Source organism: Streptomyces sp. 378 (assembly GCF_030124145.1).
In the GTDB taxonomy this organism is placed as follows: Bacteria; Actinomycetota; Actinomycetes; order Streptomycetales; family Streptomycetaceae; genus Streptomyces.
The window spans coordinates 1-18358 of sequence record NZ_JASKMS010000059.1 but is presented as its reverse complement, the minus strand read 5'-3'; the positions used below and the strand labels follow the sequence as shown (position 1 = coordinate 18358).

14 protein-coding genes and 1 pseudogene are annotated in these 18358 nt (G+C 68.4%); 6 read left to right on the top strand and 9 right to left on the bottom strand.

What is annotated here, in order from left to right; all coding sequences use genetic code 11:
* The first annotated feature begins 193 nt into the window (after nucleotides 1–193).
* Both mobF and QNO09_RS38815 read left to right on the top strand, forming a co-directional pair.
* Nucleotides 194–2170, top strand: coding sequence for a MobF family relaxase (mobF, locus tag QNO09_RS38820; RefSeq protein WP_283974941.1), 1977 nt, complete (start codon nucleotides 194–196; stop codon nucleotides 2168–2170).
* A gap of 492 nt (nucleotides 2171–2662) precedes the next feature.
* Nucleotides 2663–2863, top strand: a complete 201-nt coding sequence (locus QNO09_RS38815) for a hypothetical protein (protein ID WP_283974940.1) — start codon at nucleotides 2663–2665, stop codon at nucleotides 2861–2863.
* Nucleotides 2864–3288: 425 nt separating this feature from the next.
* Here QNO09_RS38815 and QNO09_RS38810 read toward each other — a convergent pair whose 3' ends face one another.
* Nucleotides 3289–3723, bottom strand: a complete 435-nt coding sequence (locus tag QNO09_RS38810) for a hypothetical protein (protein ID WP_283974939.1) — start codon at nucleotides 3721–3723, stop codon at nucleotides 3289–3291.
* A 699-nt stretch (nucleotides 3724–4422) separates the two neighbouring features.
* On the opposite strand from QNO09_RS38810, the gene QNO09_RS38805 reads away from it, so the two are divergent.
* The 3 genes from QNO09_RS38805 to QNO09_RS38795 are packed head-to-tail and all read left to right on the top strand — an operon-like array spanning nucleotide 4423 to nucleotide 6643.
* Entirely contained in the window at nucleotides 4423–6051 is a 1629-nt protein-coding gene (locus tag QNO09_RS38805) for a replication-relaxation family protein (RefSeq protein WP_283974938.1), read from the top strand.
* 43 nt (nucleotides 6052–6094) lie between these two features.
* Nucleotides 6095–6367: a hypothetical protein gene (locus QNO09_RS38800; protein ID WP_283974937.1), complete on the top strand. Its 273-nt coding sequence runs from the start codon at nucleotides 6095–6097 to the stop codon at nucleotides 6365–6367.
* Between the two features lie 51 nt (nucleotides 6368–6418).
* Nucleotides 6419–6643, top strand: coding sequence for a type 1 glutamine amidotransferase family protein (locus QNO09_RS38795; protein ID WP_283974936.1), 225 nt, complete (start codon nucleotides 6419–6421; stop codon nucleotides 6641–6643).
* Between the two features lie 58 nt (nucleotides 6644–6701).
* Here QNO09_RS38795 and QNO09_RS38790 read toward each other — a convergent pair whose 3' ends face one another.
* The 6 genes from QNO09_RS38790 to QNO09_RS38765 form a co-directional block, all read right to left on the bottom strand.
* Complete coding sequence (locus tag QNO09_RS38790; RefSeq protein WP_283974935.1) at nucleotides 6702–6935, bottom strand: hypothetical protein; 234 nt, start codon at nucleotides 6933–6935, stop codon at nucleotides 6702–6704.
* 500 nt (nucleotides 6936–7435) lie between these two features.
* The gene (locus QNO09_RS38785; protein ID WP_283974934.1) at nucleotides 7436–9286 is read right to left on the bottom strand and encodes an ABC transporter ATP-binding protein; all 1851 of its coding nucleotides are present in this window, start codon (nucleotides 9284–9286) and stop codon (nucleotides 7436–7438) included.
* A 29-nt stretch (nucleotides 9287–9315) separates the two neighbouring features.
* Nucleotides 9316–10311 carry a thiopeptide-type bacteriocin biosynthesis protein gene (locus QNO09_RS38780; RefSeq protein ID WP_283974933.1) on the bottom strand — a complete coding sequence of 332 codons (996 nt, stop codon included), beginning with the start codon at nucleotides 10309–10311 and terminating at the stop codon, nucleotides 9316–9318.
* 23 nt (nucleotides 10312–10334) lie between these two features.
* Nucleotides 10335–11633 carry a lanthionine synthetase C family protein gene (locus QNO09_RS38775; RefSeq protein WP_283974932.1) on the bottom strand — a complete coding sequence of 433 codons (1299 nt, stop codon included), beginning with the start codon at nucleotides 11631–11633 and terminating at the stop codon, nucleotides 10335–10337.
* Nucleotides 11633–14746, bottom strand: coding sequence for a lantibiotic dehydratase (locus tag QNO09_RS38770; RefSeq protein WP_283974931.1), 3114 nt, complete (start codon nucleotides 14744–14746; stop codon nucleotides 11633–11635). The genes QNO09_RS38775 and QNO09_RS38770 overlap by 1 nt, the downstream gene beginning before the upstream one ends.
* A 447-nt stretch (nucleotides 14747–15193) precedes the next feature.
* The gene (locus QNO09_RS38765) at nucleotides 15194–15772 is read right to left on the bottom strand and encodes a GNAT family N-acetyltransferase (protein WP_283974930.1); all 579 of its coding nucleotides are present in this window, start codon (nucleotides 15770–15772) and stop codon (nucleotides 15194–15196) included.
* A 328-nt stretch (nucleotides 15773–16100) separates the two neighbouring features.
* Between QNO09_RS38765 and QNO09_RS38760 the strand changes: the two are divergent.
* A pseudogene (locus QNO09_RS38760) lies at nucleotides 16101–16786 on the top strand (IS110 family transposase); the annotation flags it as partial.
* 605 nt (nucleotides 16787–17391) lie between these two features.
* Here QNO09_RS38760 and QNO09_RS38755 read toward each other — a convergent pair.
* Complete coding sequence (locus QNO09_RS38755) at nucleotides 17392–17598, bottom strand: helicase associated domain-containing protein (protein ID WP_502962416.1); 207 nt, start codon at nucleotides 17596–17598, stop codon at nucleotides 17392–17394.
* Between the two features lie 287 nt (nucleotides 17599–17885).
* A partial coding sequence (locus QNO09_RS38750; protein WP_502962415.1) for an ATP/GTP-binding protein occupies nucleotides 17886–18358 on the bottom strand: 473 nt, incomplete at its 5' end.

Sequence of the window (18358 nt, the reverse complement as noted above, 5' to 3'; positions counted from 1 at the left end):
CCTTCACCAGCATCGCCTGCACCCTCATCTGCTACCGCAGACTCACCAAATGAGACGACTTCTTACTTCAGGCCCGGGGCCACTTCCCGCGTGACGGGCACCTGAGAAGAAAGTCGGGCCCCTCCTCCCGCCTGGCGGGACGTACCGCTGATCGGCCTTTTCTTGCAGGTCAGAGCCGTGTGGCGTGGTCTGCATGACAGTGGATATCAGGGTTGTCCGGGCCGGTCAGATGTACCGCTACTACCTGCGCGAGACCGTTGTCGGTGACGGCCGGCGCCCGGCGCGCACGCCGCTGCGCGAGGCCCAGGAGCAAGCCGGTGTCCCGGTCGGGCGATGGATGGGGCGCGGCCTGGCCGTGCTCGGACTGGCGCCTGGCGAGGAGGTCACCGAGGCGCAGCTGCGGAACCTGTTCGGCGATCGGGGCCGGCACCCGTACGCGGACCGGATCGAGGCCGACCTGCTCGCCAAGGGCGCGTCCCCGAAGAAGGCGTTCAAGGCCGGCGCCCTCGGTCGCCGGGTGACGGTCACGGGCGTCGACTTCGTCTTCCGGCCGCAGCCGACGATCTACCTGTTGTGGGCGCTGGGGGATGAGGAGACCCGGCGGGTGATCGAGGCCGCGCACGAGCGCGCGATCGAGCGGGTGCTGGAGTGGATCGAGGACGAGGTGGCGGTGATCCGCTACGGCAAGGACGGCATCTACCGGGTGCGGCCGCCCGGCGGTCTGGTCGCCGCCCGCTTCCGCCACTACGAGGCACGCTCGGGCATGCCCTTGCTCCATGACCATCTGCTCCTGTCCGTGAAGGGGCAGCGCCTGGACGGGAAGTGGGGCTCCATCCACACCCTGGCCTTGCACGAGAACACCGTGGCCGCCTCAGCGCTCTACAACGAGCTCGTGGCCGCGGAGGTCTGCGAGGCGCTGGGGCTGGCGACCGAGCCGCGCATCGTCACCCCGGGGCGCCGGCCCGTGATGGAGATTGCCGGGGTGCCGCACGAGCTGATCCGCTGGACCGCCCGGCGCAGCGACCAGATCGCCGCCTGCCTCGAGGACCTGGAGCACGAGTACGTCACCGCCGTCGACGACGACGGCGAGCTGAAGTTCCTGCCCGTGGTCTCCGAGCAGGCCCGCGCCAGGCTGAACCGGATCGCCGCCCGCAAGACCCGCCCGCCCAAGCAGAAGACCCAGCCGCTCGCGCAGCTGCGCGCCTGGTGGAAGACCAGCGCGATCCTCACCTCCGGGGTGGCCGTCGACATCATCAACTCCCTCCTCGAGTACGCCCGTGCCGCAGCCGCGGCGATCCGGGCCCGGGTCACCGCCGTGGTCGACGTCGCCCTGGCGGCCGTCGACGTCACCGCGACCGTGTTCGTGATGAACCACGGCGGCCGCTTCCACCGCCGGCACCTGCTCGCCGAAGCCCGCCGCCACCTCGCCCTCGTCCTGCGCGGCCGCCGCCGCGACCCCGGCCTGGACGAGAAGATCGTGGCCGCCGCCATCTCCACCCACTGCCTGGACATCAGCGAGCCGAAGACCGTGCGCGGCCTGGAGGCCGACTACCGCCTCTACACCGCCCGGTGGGCCCTGTCCGACCTCCCCGCCCGCCGCCGACCACCAACCCCCGCACCCGGCCCGGACCGGCAACCCCCAGCCGATCCCGGCGAGCCGGCTGCGCCCCGGCCCCCGGGCCAGGACGCGGGGGAGTGGGAAATACCCCGCATCCCGCCGCAGTACGAGCGAGCTGTCCTCACCGGAGCGGTGGTGCGGCAGAAGCTGCGCACCACCACTGCTGTGCGGGGCCGGGCGTACGACGTCGTCGCGCACCAGCAGGCTGCGATGCCCGAGCAGCTGCTCGCGCCCGCGGCCGCCGACCCCGAGCGCGACGACCAGGAGCCGGAGGCCGGACGCCGGGAGGTGATCGACCTGACGGCGCTGCGGGCCTTGAGGAAGTCCCGTACGGACGTGGAAGCCCTCGATCTCACGGCCGACCGGCTGCGCCGTCTCCAGGACGCGTTCGCCAAGGTGGGCGACGACTCCCGCGTTCGCGCGGACCGCTACATCGGCCAGGACGACGACACCGGCGCGGTGCGCCCGGTGCGCCCGGTGCGCCCAGACGACCAGCAGGAGCACCACCCGCAGGAGCCCGGACCGCACCGCGGCCGGGAGGCCGGCCACTGAGTGGACCCGATGGTGCGCACCCGGTGCGGTGGTGCGCGCCGAAGATGCCCCGCCTCCACTCCACCGAGTGGAGTCCACCGTCCGGAAGTGGAAGCCACCGTGCTCGGCTTCCACTCCACCGAGTGGAGCCCACCGGGGGGAAGTGTGACGACGATCGGTAGTTGGCCCCTCCGATCCGTAGTTGGCCCCAAGGCCTCGGCGAACGCCCGTGGACGCCCTGCGAGATGGCCGCCAAAGCTACCCGGACGATCTTCGAGTGTCAGCGGACGTGAAGCCTCCTGCCTCTTGCACAATCCCCTCATGGAGCCACTGCCTGTCCCCTGCCCCGCCCACCTCATCCCCGTCGCCAGTGGCACCGGGGCCTTCCATCAGGCATACAGGCAGGCCATGGCGCACAGCGCCGTGTTCATCGCCATCGAATCCGAGGGTCCACGGTGGACCGTGAAGGCAGACACACTCACCGCTGGCTCTGGACACGCTGTCGACGACACCGTGAACGACGCAATCCGGGCCGCGATCGTCCGCCTGGTCCACAACCACGAGGCCGGGACGGACGCCTACACAGGGCCGATCTACTTCATGATGCACGACGTGCCGAGCGAGGAACGAGCCCGTGAACTCGCGGCCGCGCTCCACGCCGCCCTGTATGGAGATCTGGAACCTCTCAACCGCGCCGTCCCTCCCACGTCCTGACCTGAACGCCCAGGCCAGGACTCGCTGGGGCCACCAATTGATCCTCACCCGGGCCAACTACAGATCCTCGCAACCCGCCGACCTCATCGACGCCCGAGGGCACGGGGCCATCTATCGATCGAAGTCACAGGAAGTGGACGCCATCGACGGGAGTGGGGTCGCGCGTCCACTGGGTGCGTTTCTCCTTGACCTCAGCTCAGGTCAAGGAGAAACGCACCGCCCCATCACCTCCACTCGGGCCCACTCCACCGCACCACCGTCCATCCGGCGCGCACCACTTCTGCGCGCCGGCCGCACCGGTGCGCGCACCGCCCACCGAGTGGATGCGCACCGGATGGACGCGGTGCGCGCACCACAGCACCAGTGCGCACAGGGTGGATGCGCTCCACCGCACCGGTGCGCTCCCACCCGGTGCGGTGGTGCGGTCAGCGGTGCAGAGCCACCACGTTCTCCACCGCCGCGCGGGCCCGCGCCACCTGTTCATCGCGCAGCTCCTGTAGAGCCCGCAGGACGTCCGTCGGTGCGTCGGCGAGGACCTGGCCGACGAAGTGCGCGATGGTGCGGGCGATCCCCGGCGAGGCAGCCGCGGGGGCGTGCGTGGCCCACGCCCTGATCGCCATCAGGTAGATGACGCCGACCTCGTCCAGGACGAAGGAGTCGGCGCAGGGCTCGGTGTCGTCGGACAGCGCGGTCACGGGGAAGACGACCAGTTCCGCGATGCCCGGAAGCAGCCCCGGCAGCTGCTCCACCTCGGGCGCGAGCCGCGCGGCCTGGACGTCGTCTCCGGCCTCCACCGCCAGGACGTAGTCGAAGCCGAGCTGGACCAGGCGCGGGGGCAGCGAGGGAACGATCGGGGACATGGACAGCTCCTGACGTACGGTCGCCGTGCCGATCACGGCGATGTCCCGGCAGGGTCAGCCGGTCAGCCTGTGGACAGAGGCCAGAGAACTCTCCCTCCCACCCTCCCGGGCCGAAGCCGACGAATCAGGGCCGCAAGGGTCAAACCTGGCCCCCTTGTCCAGCGTGGTCGGTCCGACCACGAGCCCGACCATGACCCCTTGTCCAGGTCTGCTACCGCCCCGACCACCGCCGTATTTCCCCTTGTCCACGCCCGCTACCGGCCACGGTCAGACCGCGGACAAGGGGGTCCCCTGCACGCTGCTCCTTCGCAACGACCGCCCCGACCGGGGCAGCGAAGGAGACGAGACGATGACGACCACCCACCCGAGGGCCGGGCAGCGGCACCGCTCGGGCCGATCACACCGGAAGGCCGGCCCGTGGCGGGCAAGCCGAAGGGGCCTCCTTGGGTGCCCACTTCGAAGGGCACTTGGAAACCCCCTTTGGCGCCCGGCACCCGGGGGCGGGGGAAAACACCTTGTCAGGCCGCGAATCGGTGCGAAAACTGCGCCGTCACAACCCTCTTCTCTCCCCTTGTTGTCCGTATTGGAGGAGAGCATCGGGTTCCGGGGGGCCCGGACGCCCTCCCAGGCCGGGCGCGGCCAGCAGCAGCGGCGGCGGTCGGCCGGCGACCGGACGCGAGTGACGAGGGAGCGGGGCTGATGGCGGGGAAGAGGATCACCAACCCGGCGGGATCGACGAACACCTTCCGCGGCGACGTGCTGCGCGTGCTGGGAGCGCTGAAGGTCGCGACGACTGATCAGATCCAGCGGATCGGCGCTCCGCACCTGAGCTTTAGGCACACCGACAAGAAGACCCCGTCCGAGCAGAAGACCGCCCGCACCGCCTCGCACACCGGCGCGCTCTCCGACATGCGCAAGCACGGCCTCGCCGAGAACGGCGGCTCCACCGAGACGGGGGACAAGCTGCGCAACCTCACCCTCAAGGGCCTGCAAGCCGCCTCCTACGAACTGCAGCGCCCGGTGACGGAGATGGGGTCCACTGCTCGCGGCGCGGGCTCCAGCGGGGCCTCCCACCCCATGGCCGTCAACGAGACCGTCATCGCGATGCTGCGCCCCAAGCCGAACCTCGCCAAGCTCACCAAGGAGCCGGACGAAGTCCAGGCAGCCGCCCAGGCCGCCGTCGACGCACCGCCCGGCATCGGCACCATCGCCTCGTACTGGACCGAGGTATCACTGCCCGCCACCGGCACGTGGAACGCGCCCGGCAAGGGCGGCGCCCAGGCCGACATCGTCCTGACCGCCCCGCAGGACCAGGTGCCGCTGCTGTTCATCGAGGTCGACAACTGCCACGAGAGTGCTGAGGAGCTCGCCGACAAGCTGGAGAAGTACGCCCGGTTCTTCCGGCGGAAGGTGAAGGACACCGACGGCAAGGAGCGCCCGATGTGGCGCACCCGCTGGACGGCTCCGGACACCTGGTCCGGTGATGCGGCGCACCCGCCCGTCCTGCTGGTGTTCAACCGCATCGGCGAGCGCAACCCCAACCGCACCATCCCGCGCGTGCAAGAGCTGACCCGTCACCTGTGGCAGGGCGAGCGGCAGAAGGGCGGGCACCACCACTACGACGGGAGGATCCCGATCATCGCGACCGGCCTGAACCAGCTGCGCGAGCACGGCCCGGCCGGACCGGTGTTCCTACGCTTCGGCCGCGACCACAAGCAGCCCCTGCGGGAAGCGATCGGCAATCCCCGTCGTGAGGCGGCCGATGCCCGTGCCCGGCAAGAGGCCAAGGCCCACCAGGAGGAGTACCAGGCACAGGTGCGGCGGGCAGCCCAGGAGCAGGCGGCGAAGAAGGCAGCCGAGCGTGAGGCCCGCCGTCCCGTCTGCACCGGCTGCGGGGCGAGGTTCACCGACGAACGGTGGGCGGCGGCTCAGGTGACCGACTGGGGAGCCCCGAAGGACTCCCACCCGCACCTGTGCGACGACTGCAAGCAAAGGGCCCTCACCGCCGAACGCCAAGCTGCTGGCACGCAGGAGCACCAGGAGCCGGTACGTCGTGGGGCAGAGCAGCCGACTTTCCAGCGCTCGCCTCACCGTCCCGTCTGCACCGAGTGCGGGGCCACGTTCACCGACGAACGGTGGAAGGCGACCGAGCGCGTCGGCTGGGGCGCTTCCCCAGAGCCCCGCCCGTCTCTGTGCGAAGACTGCAACCGGCGGTACGTCACCGACCTCCAGCAAGCCTGGCCGGACGAGCACCGGCATGAAGAGCAGGGCCAGGCCGTGCCCGAGCAGAAGGCCGGCGGAACCTGGCTCTCCCGCTTCCGCAGGTGACGCGCCGGACCCGGCTGTCAGTGGCGGCTGCCAGGCTGAACGGATGGACCGTGATGACGAGCAGCTGCTGCGCCGCCGGGTCTACGGCACTGACCACGACCACCCGGGACCGCTGCCCAACCGGGACTACGCCGAACTGGTCGGCGGCCCGCTGGACGGCCTGCTGCTCGACATCACCAACTGGACAGCGGACGAGATCCAAACCGGCGTCGCGCTGATGACCGAGCTCCGGCAGTTCGGCGCCGGCGGCCGCGCCCTGTACGACCCGCGCCCCGGCGAGCGGAACCGCTGGGACTGGTCCGGCGACTCACCCTGACGCCCCCGGGCCGACTCGCCCAGCGAACCGGCCCGGGGCACGCTGGAAGGCGTGACCAGCGCGCCGATCGTCGTGCACCGGCCCTCGCTCTTGGGCGGCCGGAGAGTCACTGTGCACAGCAGCGGCCGGGACGAGATCCTCGGCACCGCCTACAGCGACCACGATCTGGTCGTGTTCCTCGAGGGCGCCGGCGTCGCCGACCCCGAGGCCGCCTTGGACGACCCGCAGTGGGTGGAGTGGCGCGGCGGCCCCGCCCACGAGTTCAGCGCCGCCTGACGTCGAGAGACTGCGGGGTCGGACAGGGACGTCCTGCCCGAGCTGGCCGGTTAGTCGATCAGGCTGTGCAGTCCCACTGTGCAGCCCCCGGTAGCGAGGACACCGGGAGGACCGCCTTGGGGTAGGACTTCTCGGCGAAGAAGGTCAACACACCGCTGCCGACGCCGAGGGCTATGAACAGGATCAGCGCGGTGCGCTGCGACAGGAGCGCCGGCTTCCCGGCGGGGGCCGGTTCGGGCGTGCTGGGTGGATCAGGATGTACGGACGCGGGGGAGTGCGGGTCCCGAGCCATCGGGATTCTCCTAGAAGGCGGAGGAGCAGAAACAGCGGACACCTGCGTGGTGTCGTCCGCGGGGGTGTGCGCCTCGCGGTCGGCGGTCCTGCTGCGGCTCTCTGCCTGAGAGCGTCCCTGTGGGGTCTCGGCCCGGTCCAGGGCGGGCGTGTTCAGCGTAGCGGCGATCGGCGCGGGTGTTGCCCCGGGTGTCTGGCGGCTGGTCATCGGTACTGCCTCCGGCGTGAGTTCGTCAGGTCGGGCGGGACAGTGACAGGACTCAGGTGCTTGCGTCGCGTTCTGCCGGGCACGGCTCTTTCACCCCCGTAGAGCCGGAAGCCGGGCCCCGGGCAGCAGCGGCCGGGAAGAAAGATCCCGGGCACGAAGAAGGCCCGGACATCTAGCCCGGGCCTCTGCTCACTCCCGCCGCATCACCGGCGAGATCATCCTCTCCTGACGCGAGCTCTCAAAGTCCTACCAACCGCAGAATCTGGGATGAAACCGCGGGAGGAGACGATCTCTCAGCTCGGCAAAGCGCCGTTCTTCTCCGTCTGCATCGTGTGGAGCTCCTTGTAGCGACCATCCGCGGCCATGAGCTCCTCATGCGTTCCGCGCTCCACTATCGAGCCCTCCTCCAGAACGAGAATCAGGTCCGCCGAGCGGATGGTCGACAGCCTGTGCGCGATGACGAACACCGTGCGCCCGTGCAAGGCCACGTCGAGCGCGCGCTGTACCGCACGCTCGGAGGAGGAGTCGAGGTGCGCGGTGGCTTCGTCGAGGATGACGACTCGGGGCTCCGCCAGGAGCAACCGGGCGATGGTCAACCGCTGCCGTTCGCCACCGGAGAGTCGCAGTCCTCCTTCTCCGACCAGCGTGTCGAGGCCGGCGGGCATACCGCTGACCAGGTCGGCCAGCCCCACTTGCTCCAATACATGCCACAGCACGCCATCGTGGGCGTCCGGGCGTGCGAGGCGGAGGTTGTCGCGGACCGACTCGTGGAAGAGGTGGCTTTCCTGCGTCACGAGTCCTACGGTGGCCCGCAGCGAGGCCGTCCTGAGGTCGCGTACGTCGATGCCGGACAGCCGTACCGCGCCGGCTGACACATCGTGGAGGCGGGCTGCGAGAAGAGCCATCGTCGTTTTCCCCGCTCCCGAGGAGCCGACGATGGCGACGGTCTGCCCCGGCTCGGCGCGGAAGGACAGGCCTTTGAGAACGTCGGTCTTCTTCTCGGGGGTCCTGGCACCGCCTGGCACGGCCAGGGACGGCGGATGGGCCACCTGTGCGGAGCAGTGGGAGAAGGACACGGCGTCGAACTCCAGGGAGACCGGCCCCTTCGGCACGTCCACCGTGAAGGCCCTGTCCGCGATCGCCGGCTCGAAATCCAGGAGCTCGAATATGCGCTCGAAGCTGACCATGGCCGCCGTGACTTCCACACGGGCGCCGGCCAGCGCGGTCATCGGGGCGTAGAGCCGAGTGACCAGCAAGGAGAGGGAGATCACCGTGCCCGGGTCCAGCAGTTCCCGGATCGCCAGGGATCCGCCGATTCCGTAAACGAGAGCCACGGACAGCGACGCGAGCAGGGTCAGCAGGGAAACGAAGACCGTATGCGAGGTGGTCGCACGCACACCGAGTGCGCGCACCGTGGCAGCGCCGTCCGTGATCTCCGCCGACTGCTGTTCCGGCGTGCTGAACAGCTTGACCAGCAGTGAACCGGGGACGGTGAAGCGCTCCGCCATCCGGCCTCCGAGCGCGGCGTTCTCCTGCATGATGTCCCGGTGCAGGCGGGACAGGCGCCGCGCCGTCCGGCGGGCTGGCAGGACGAACAGCGGGAACAGCCCCAGCGCCAGCAACGTGATCTGCCAGGAGAGGCCGGCCATCACCACGACGGCGAGAAGCAGTGTGACCGCGTTTCCAATGACGGACGGCAGTGTCGTGCTGAAGGCGCGCTGAGCCTCCAGTACATCGCGGCTGAGCCTGCTCAGCAGCGTGCCCGCGTTCACCCTCATGAAGAAGGAGACGGACATGCGCTGCACATGGGCGTAGAGCCGGTCGCGCACGTCGAAGATCATGCCTTCGCCGATCCTGGCGGCCTGCCGGCCCACATAGACGCCGATCAGGCACTCTCCCACCGCGAGTACCGCCAGAGCGAGCGCGAGGACGATCACTCGCTGCGGGTCTTCCGCTTCGATGATCTCCTCGACAACCGCGCCGGCGAGGACCGGTGTGGCAACGGCCAGCACCGAGAGCAGGGCGGTCGCACCGAGGAACAGGGCGAGGGAAGCGGAGTAGGGGCGGGCGAACTTGCACATGCGGAGGGCGGCCCGGCCGCCGGCCGGACTCTCCCCGCGTCCCGGTATGAACGTGCTGTTCAACGCCTCTGATGCTGCGGACCTCATGTCCATCAGGACTCATCCCCCGAGTTCCGAAGGCGAACCGGATCATCGCTCCGGATTTCCCCGGGCCCCATCCTCAAGGCCTCACTGAGAGCTATCTGCCACGCGGGGGAGAGCCGTGCGCGGTTCCAGTGGAAGGCGACCAGGGGGACTGCGGCGGCGACCCTGCCGATACGCGCGTCCGGGGAGCGGAAGTACGTGTCCGTCCATTGCTCGCATGCATGCGGCAGTCGGCGTTCGTAGTCACTCAGGAGGGCGGATACATCCGCGAGGTCAGCCTCTCTTCCGACTTTGTCGGATGTGTCGTACCAGGCTCTGCGGATCTCGTCGGCGACCTTGTGCCAGTTCCCTGGGGGTTCCCGGCGGAACCCGCGTCCCGCATCACGCACCAGATGGTCCCACAGTCCGAGGTCCTCCAGGTCATCGATGCCCAGGCCGTCGAGAAGGGACCTGATCATGCGGAGGGAGAGCCGCCAGGCGGGCACCGGTCCGGTCGTCGCCTGTGCGTGGTAAGCCAGCCAGACCAAGGAGTCCAGGGTGAAGATCCGGTGGACGCTGGGCATCGACTCGTGGCCTCCGAACAGGACGTGCTCCGGCTCGTAGACAGCGTTCCGCGCCTCCAGCACACATCCGGCGGCCTGCACGGCCTGGAGCCATTCGTCCACCGACTCCCTCGTCCGCCCCCCGGGCGTCGCCTCGAAGCGCAGCCGGATGCCCGGCGGCTTGTGCATGAGAAAGAAGTTCGCCATGCCGCCCGGAAGACCGCCGGACACGAACTCCAGCAAAGAGACGTAGAGTTCCCTACGGCGTTCCTCGACGATGGTCAGGTCGTACTGGATCCATGGCAGTGGTTGCGACCGCACAGCGCACAGGCCGGCTTCCAGGAAGACACGGGCCGGGCGCAGGGCAGCCGGGACAGCCTCCCCAGCGCTCCCGGACTCCACCAGCAGGACGACTTGGCCGAGGAACTCCCGCACCGCCATATCATTGCCGTCGACGGACACGCTTCCCCACACCTCTGTCCTCCTCAACGGATCAGAAGGGCTGCGTCCCACGGCACAGCCGGTTCACCCGCCGCGTAGGCGTACAGTGCCAGAGCGATGCCGGCGGCACCTTCGAGAAAGCCGGCCGGCTCGTGACCATCGTCGCCGAAGGTCACGCTGAATTCCGTGTCGCCGGCGCCGTAGTAGTCGATAATGGCCTCGGCGAGAGTGTCGACCTTCGTTCTGACGCGGGAGCCTTCGGATCCTTCGGTGAAGAAGCTGAGGACGTGCATGATGCCGGCCCAACCGTGGCAGAGCGAGGGATGCTCCGCTTGCATCGCGCCCAGTGGCATGTCGACGACGGCAGAGACCGATGCCTCCGCCATCCGGCTCCAGTCGGTCCTGCCCATGGCTGATCCGGCGAGCTGCAGGGCTCGCGGGATACCCGGAGATCCGTAGCACCAGGCGGTGCGGGCTCGCGCGACGTCGCAGCGTCCCTTCGTCCATTCGGACAGCGAGACGGTGTTCGGCCAGTACAGGCCGTACGTGTCTTCGAGGGCGAATTTCTCGTAGAGGCTGGCCAGAGTCTCGATGGCCTCGCTTTGGCCGGGCAGCGCAGTCCCCTGCTGAAGGCAGAGGGAAAGAAGCGCGAGGGGGCCGGCGACTCCATGGCCGAGTCCTAGATTGAGGTGACCGGTTGCCATGATCTCCGTACCGACGAACTCCGGGCGCTGGTTGGGGGGCGAGGTCGCCCAGAGCCCCGGAACGTCTGCCGGCCCGGCCGCACTCGGGCCTGCCAGTGTGATCAAGGTCCGGACAACGTTCTCCAGATCCGGGTGCTCAGGCCCGCCACGCAGCAGCAGGTAGCGGCCGATACCCGTCAGGCCGTCGATCACGTCGTAGGCGTCCATCGCCCCCGGCGCGTCCCGCACCGCTCGCTCGCAGAGGGCTCGGACGTGCAGGGCGAGATGGGCGTCAAGGTTCGACAGCGCGGTCCTGTAGCTGCCCCCAGCCTGCTGAGCCAGGGCCGCGGCGAAGGCCAGGCCGGTGATCTGCGAGTACAGGCCGATCCCCGGCCTGGGCTCTTGCCTAAGCAGGTTCACCGAGCGGGACAGGTAGTCGTGTACCACCCCAGCGCCCTCTGCACCACTCTTCACACGATCGCTGAACAGCACGGATATCCCCGGAAAGCCACTGGCCAGCGAGGAGAAGGCGTAGTTCTGGTCGAGCCCGGTGACGGAAGGCCCCCGGTCGATCTCCAGCCCTAGGTTCCGCGCGTCTGAGAGCTGATCGGCTATGCCGTCCGCCACCCTGCGTGCCGCGTCGTGGTGCTTGCCCCGCATTACTTCTCCCCGCCCTTGCCGAGTCGTCCTCTGTGCGCGCGAGCCGCATGTCCGAGCATTGTCAGACTCATCTGCTCGCTTTCGCCGTCGATGCCGTTCAATCTGTTGTGCTGCATGTGCAGCAGACTCAGCAGCGGCAGCTCCCCGTAGTCACGGTCCGTGGCCTCGCTCATGCGCTTGAGCACCCGGCCGCCCAGGCGACTCACGAACGGGCTGCCCCACGCATCCGCCAGACCCGCCATCCCCAGCGCCTCAGCGAGCTTGGGAGCGACCTGTCCGGGTACGGTGATGGCCGTGAGAGCAGCCAGGTCCTGACGGTTGAGCGCGCCACTCGTGTCCTTCCTGAACCGTGCGGCCGCCCACTGGCACCAGTCCCAGGGCCCGAGAGCCTCCAGGAGCAGGCAGTAGTTCGCCACTACGAGAGCTCGCCGCGAGAGCGATGCCGTTCGGGGGGAACGCAGCTGACCGGCCACCGTACGGCTGTCGAGGCAGAACACCTGCTCGGCCGTCTCGATGGCGTCGGCTCCGCCGTACCGTTCGATCTCCGGCTCGTAGGTGGCGATACGGTAGTCGGCGATCGCGCTTGAGCCGATGAGCGAGGCCAGCCGCGCGTCGATCCGCGGCCACACGTGGGAGGTCAGCGCCACGGGGTCCCCGTGCAGCCGGAGCCGAATGTGCTCCTCCGGCGCGCTGTAGCGGACGAAGAACCACCGGTCGACGTACTCCTGCACCTCCTGGAGCAGGGCCGGGATGTGCCGGGAGATCACCTCGTCGTGCACTTCGGGAACGGCGTACAGCTCCAAGCTCACCCACTCCCCGCCCGGCCTGTGCCGTGGCGGAGGATCGCTCGCTAGGTACTGGCGAGCCGTAGAAGGGGGCGCAGGCCGGGCGGGCTTGAGCGGAACCACGAGTTCCGCAGCTCTTTCACCGATCCAGCCTAGGCTGCGCCCAAGCGCGAGCGGCGACTCGCACAGCTTGACGTCCTCCTTGATCACGTCACGGCGCAACATCTCCCGGTGCAGGGCACTTCCGGTGTCTATCTCGTACGCCCGGTCCGCCGAAATGACGGTGACCCGGTCCGGGATCGACATGCCGGCGCACCAGCGGGGGAACTCAGCCTCCCACTGGGCCCGGGATGCGGCATCCTCGCGGGCCTGCGGCCAGAGGAACCAGGTCGCCGGGGAGATGACCGTGCGGCCGAAGCGGACCCGGGGCAGCGCCGGGAAAGCCTTGAACCGGTCCCAGTCCCAGGGAGCCCACGACTTGTCCACGCCGCAGTGCCGCAACTCGACCAGCAGACGCGCCAGGTTGGGAGCCTGAGAGGACAGGTTGAGCATATGGGGGACGAAGGGGGCTACTTCTTCACCCGTCTTGCTCCAGACAAGCCGAAGGCCGTCCGAGTGGGCCGAGACGATCAGGTCCCGCCAGTCGATGAATCCAGCGCGCCCGGGATCATCGAACACGCCGATCGGAAGGCGGTGCTCCGCCAGCTCCGGAACTTGCGTCACGTTCGCCGCGCGCGCGACAGCCGGCTGGAAGAACACCTGCGCGGCGATGACGCCGGCGGATTCGGCGGCCACCAGCTCGCCGAGCTCCCGCCGCACACCCGTCATCGCGGCGAAGCGCCCGGCCGTGGCACCGACCGTGCCCGCTCCCACCAGCGGAGTGGTCCAAAGTTCGAAGTCTCCCCTGTCGAGCGCCGAACTGTTCTCGGCGTAGGCCTGGAAACAGAGTTCGATCGCCTGCTGCGGCATCTCGCTACCGGTCGTGAGAGCCTCCACGTCGTGCTCCGTGAGGACGACCTCGCGCTTACCGCTCATCAGACCCTGGTGCAGCAGCACACCCAGATGCCTTCTGCGCTTCTCTGCATCCGCCCCGGCATGGCCGGCTTCGCGCCCATCACCACCGGGTGGAGAGCTGACCCGCGGGTTCTCGTAGGTGGCCGGATAGCCCAACCCGCGATGCGGGTGCACAAGGTCTTCGAGGCGTACGGACCCCACTTGTCCATACTTCTCAACGAAAGCAGCGTAGTAGGCCTGCATGTGAGGATAGGGCGTGCTCTTGGGAGCGATCTTCCAGAGAGCGCCGGCAACGGTCTCGACCTCCGTGGCCACGGTTCGGGGGATCACTGCACTGACGTCGAGCCGGAGGTCGACTTGCGGATTCGCCGCTTCTACGTCCGGCTCCTGCTGGAGGGTGCGGATCAGACTGTTCCAGGCGTCTAGTCCGTTCCCGACTTCCGTGGCCTCGTACTCGACAAGGCAGCTCTGCACCTTTCGGAGGCGGGCCGCGGCCGCGCTGTCCGCTAGAGCGTCGGCCGCCGTCTCCATCAGATCGCCGCCCATCTCACCGAGCGCCAACGAGGTGATCAGAATGTCGTTGGACACCAGTTTGGCCAGCATGGCGCTCAGAACCCCGGTATCCGTGGCGCTGAGGTCGGCTGCGGTGATGTCCAGCAGGTGCCGGTAACTGACGGGGCATCGGGCAGAGGCCTGAATGCGTTGGAGGACCGGTGTCATTCGCACACTGACCTCGCCCCTTGACTGACCGGCCGGCATCATGCGGTCACTGGTCACGTCAGTGCGCGGGAAGGGCATGATGAGGCGGTCGCCTCGCACGTAGCAGAGGTTGTTCCACACCACGTGCACGCGGTCCAGCAGCCGGGTGTCGCTCAGCCACCGGTTCAACTGCCGCTGGTACCAGCTTGCGTCGAGCCGGGCGAACTTCGTTCCGCCTGGGCCGACCTGGACCTGGGCGGCTTCGCCGAAAGACGCCGCCGCGACACCGGCCAGCGTCCCGAAGGGTGTGGGCCTGCCAGTGAGCCGCAAGGCGTAGCGGGTAATTGACATGGCCACTTGAAGCAGTTCCTTGGGCTTGAACGCGACGCCGTCGTGCACCTGCCGGATGCTCCTGGCCAGCGAAGCCGACGACACGTAAATCGCTTCGCGTAGTTCCCCGCCCGCTGTCAGCCGGACGATGTATTCCCGCAGCTCGTCTGCGCTGTCAAGCGCCTGAACCGGCCGGCCGACCAGGTCACCGCCTAGCTCGCCTTGCGAGACCGCCGTGGCTCGCAGCAGCAGAGGGCCCTGGGCTTGGTAGAGCGGGTGGGGCATCACACATGTCCTTGTCTTGCATGGACCCGCGTTCCGCGGGCGAGAACCTGCGGGCTGCCGCCGCACCGCATTCAGGTGCGGCGGCAGCCCGTCCCGCCACGTCGTGACTACAGCGGCCGTGAGACGGCCTCGTGCGTCACGCCGTGCCTCTGGGAGATCAGCAGCAGGAAGGGTTACAGCGCACCGTGAATCCGCAGGAGGTGTTGCTGGCACCGGTGCACCCGCAGCTTCCGAAGGTCCAGGCCGCAGCGGGCACCGCCGGCATCCCCGGGTCACCGGTGGAGGTGAACTGGATGTCGAGGTCCAAGTCGGAGAAGTCGACTTCTTCGCCCACGGGAAGGAGTATTCCGTTACCCATTTTCATCCTTTCATAGCCGGGCGCAGGTGTGCCCGGACATTAGCAACCCGGCGACAGGAAGTGCACAACACAAGAGGCAGCGATCGCACTCAGCGTCGGCGGTCCCAATCCTCCGCCAGGAGTCCATAGACGACTTCGTCACTTCGCCCTCCGGGTAGGGGGATCGCTTTCCTGTGCGTCCCCTCCTCGGAAAATCCGAGACCCTTTGCCAGGGCACGGCACCGAGTATTCTCGGAGGCGGTACGAAGTGATATTCGAGCCAACTTAACAGAATTGAAGCCGTAGTCGATCAGCACCGACAACGCCTCCTTGGCGATTCCTCGCCCTTCCCATTCGGCGTCAATCCAGATCCCGACTTCCGCCGATTGCAGGTAGGCATTGATCCGAAGGTTCGCCGCACCGACCAGCTTCTCCAGACCGTCGGATCTGTGGGCGATGGCTACGGGTACCGCAGTTCCACGCAACCAGGCCTGACCAGAGCTGAGCAGCAGCGCTTCCGCCTCAGCCCTGCTGGGCGGCAGCGCCGGCGCGGGTTCCGAAAGGCGTATACGGTCGTGATTTCTGACGTGCAGCTCATGATAGTCGTCTACTATCTCCGGAGAGAAGGGCACCAGCGCCAGGTCAGTACTCACAGTATGGGCGAAAAATGCCGTTCTCGCGAGCTTCACACGCTTCCCCAGAAATTGTGCCCGAACCGCCGGGCCAGTAGCGATATAAAGCCAGGAGCATATCGGTTCTCCGCCACCGTCAGCCGCATTCAGTCGGTAGCCGCTTACTCGCTCAAACTAATCGAGCGAGCCTTCAGTTTCCACTACTTATTCGAATATTTGAGGAAAATCTGAGGATCCGCGACCGCGAAGGCCACCTCCACATCCGCCAGCGCGACACCATCACCCTCGACGGGGAGGGGTACAAAATCGGCCAGTGGCTCAGCAACCTCCGCAAGCGCTGGGACCGTCTGCCCCGTTATCTTCTTCGCGGTCCTGCGGGGGCAGGGTGACCAGCATCGACGGAGTGGGCGTCTTCCTGGGCCTGGACGTCGGCAAGCACGCACATCACGGACACGGCCTGACCCCGGCCGGAAAGACGGTCTTCGACAAGCCCCTGCCCAACAAAACCAAGTTCGGCACGGTTCTGGTGGTCGTGGACCAGCCCGCCTCCATCGGCGCCCTGCCGCTTACGGTCGCCGGGACGCCGGCTGCCAGGTCGCCTACCTGCCCGGACTGGCGATGCGGCGGATCGCCGACCTCTACCCGGGTGAGGCCAAGACCGACGCGAAGGACGCCGCGGTCATCGCGGACGCCGCCCGCACCATGCCCCACGCCCTGCGCACCCTCGACCTGACGGATGAGGTCACCGCTGAACTGACCATGCTGACCGGCTTCGACCAGGACCTCGCCGGCGAGGCCAACCGCACCTCCAACCGCATCCGCGGCCTGCTCACCCAGTTCCACCCCAGCCTCGAACGGATCCTGGGTCCGCGCCTGGACCACCCGGCCGTCACCTGGCTCCTCGAGCGCCACGGATCCCCGGCCGCTCTGCGGAAAGCGGGCCGCCGCAAGCTTGTCGAAGTCGTCCGGCCAAAGGCGCCGCGCATGGCCCAGCGGCTGATCGACGACATCTTCGACGCGCTCGACGAGCAGACAGTCGTCGTCCTGGGCACCGGCACCCTTGACGTGATCCATGTGGGGTCTCGGCCCTGGCCCAGGGCGGCGTGTTCAGCGTAGCGGCGATCGGTGCGGGTGTTGCCCCGGGTGTCTGGCGGCTGGTCATCGGTACTGCCTCCGGCGTGAGTTCGACAGGTCGGGCGGGACAGTGACAGGGCGCAGGTGCTTGCGTCTCGTCCTGGCGGGCACGGCTCTTTCACCCCGTAGGGCCGGAGGCCGGGACCCGGACAGCAGCGACCGGGAGAAAGGAATTTGGGGCACGACGAAGGCCCGGACGCCTGGTCCGGGCCTTGCGCTGTCGAAGTCCTCTAGTGAGTCGACTGCCGGTAAGGGAGTCGGAGACCTACCGTCTACTCGTTGTCTCCCCGGGTGCGGTTGGCGACCCAGTCCGGATCGCGTACGGGTACCGGTGCTCGGGTCTCGGTGGCCGGGGCGCGCATGATGCCAGCTGGTGCGCGGCGCGGTGACGACGTGGGGCAGGACGACGACGGCCTGACGGGCGGCACCGCCCCGGACCCACGTCCCGGTGAAGCGGACCTGGTCGGCCGCCCAGTCGCTCAGCCGCTGCCACGGGCGCAGCCGCCCGAGCAGATAGCCGGCCGCGATGACGACGACGCCCATCACGACCACCGCATCCCGATCGCGGACAGCAGCTCCATCCGCTCCGGTGTCAGGGTTGCCGCCCGGCTGCGCTGGTTGCTGATCCAGGCACCCAGCTTGTGCTCGCGCTCCTCCTGGTCCTCGCCGACGATCCGCTCGACCCACTTCCTCGGGACCTGGAGGTGTCCTTCGCGTTCGTAGAACTGTTTGGCGGCCTGGTAGTTCATGGCCCACTTGTCGGCCTGGCTACGGCGCGGCTTGGGCTTCTCGTCCTCGGTCGCGGTAACGCTCGGAGGGGGGTTTGTTGGTGGGCCGAGTGTTTGTTGGCCTGCGGTGTTGTGGGTTCGTTGAGAGGCGGGGTGGGCGGTTGGGTCGGGGTGGGCGGGGTGTGTGAGCTGGGCTTATGTGTTGTGTGTGGAGTGTGGCCCGGGTGGGTTGTAGGTAGTACTTGCGCGTAAAGGCTCGGTTGGTGTTTTCGCTGGTCAGCGCTGTTTTGCCTGTTCGGCGGGTGGGGTTAGCGGCTGCGGGTGGGGCGTCTGTGTTGTTCGGCGAGGTGGTCGAGTTGTATCGCGTCGAGGGCGGTTTTGGTGATGCGTTCGGTGCCGTCGCAGATGGCGGTGATGGCGGCTTGGCGGATGAGGCGGGTGAGGGATCCGATGCGGCCTGCGGTGCGCTGGTGGAGGTAGGGAGCGTGCCGGGGGAGCGTTCCTGGCTTGTGGTTGGTGAGGTCGAGGGCGTTCTCGATGTCGGTGATGACGTCGGTGAAGGGTTGGCGGGTGCCGTGGCGGGCGGGGAGGGGGCCGCAGTCGATGAGGGTGGCGCGGCCGGCGAGTTGGGCGCCGCGGGTGCCGCTGAACAGGGGCGTGTCGGTGACGTTGATGCCGGCGTACACGAAGGTCGCGGCCAGGCGTTCGGTGAGGTCTTTGAGTGGGCGGTTCGTGAGCCTATGGGTGGTTCTGGCGTCGCCTGATGGTGTGGGCGAAGCCG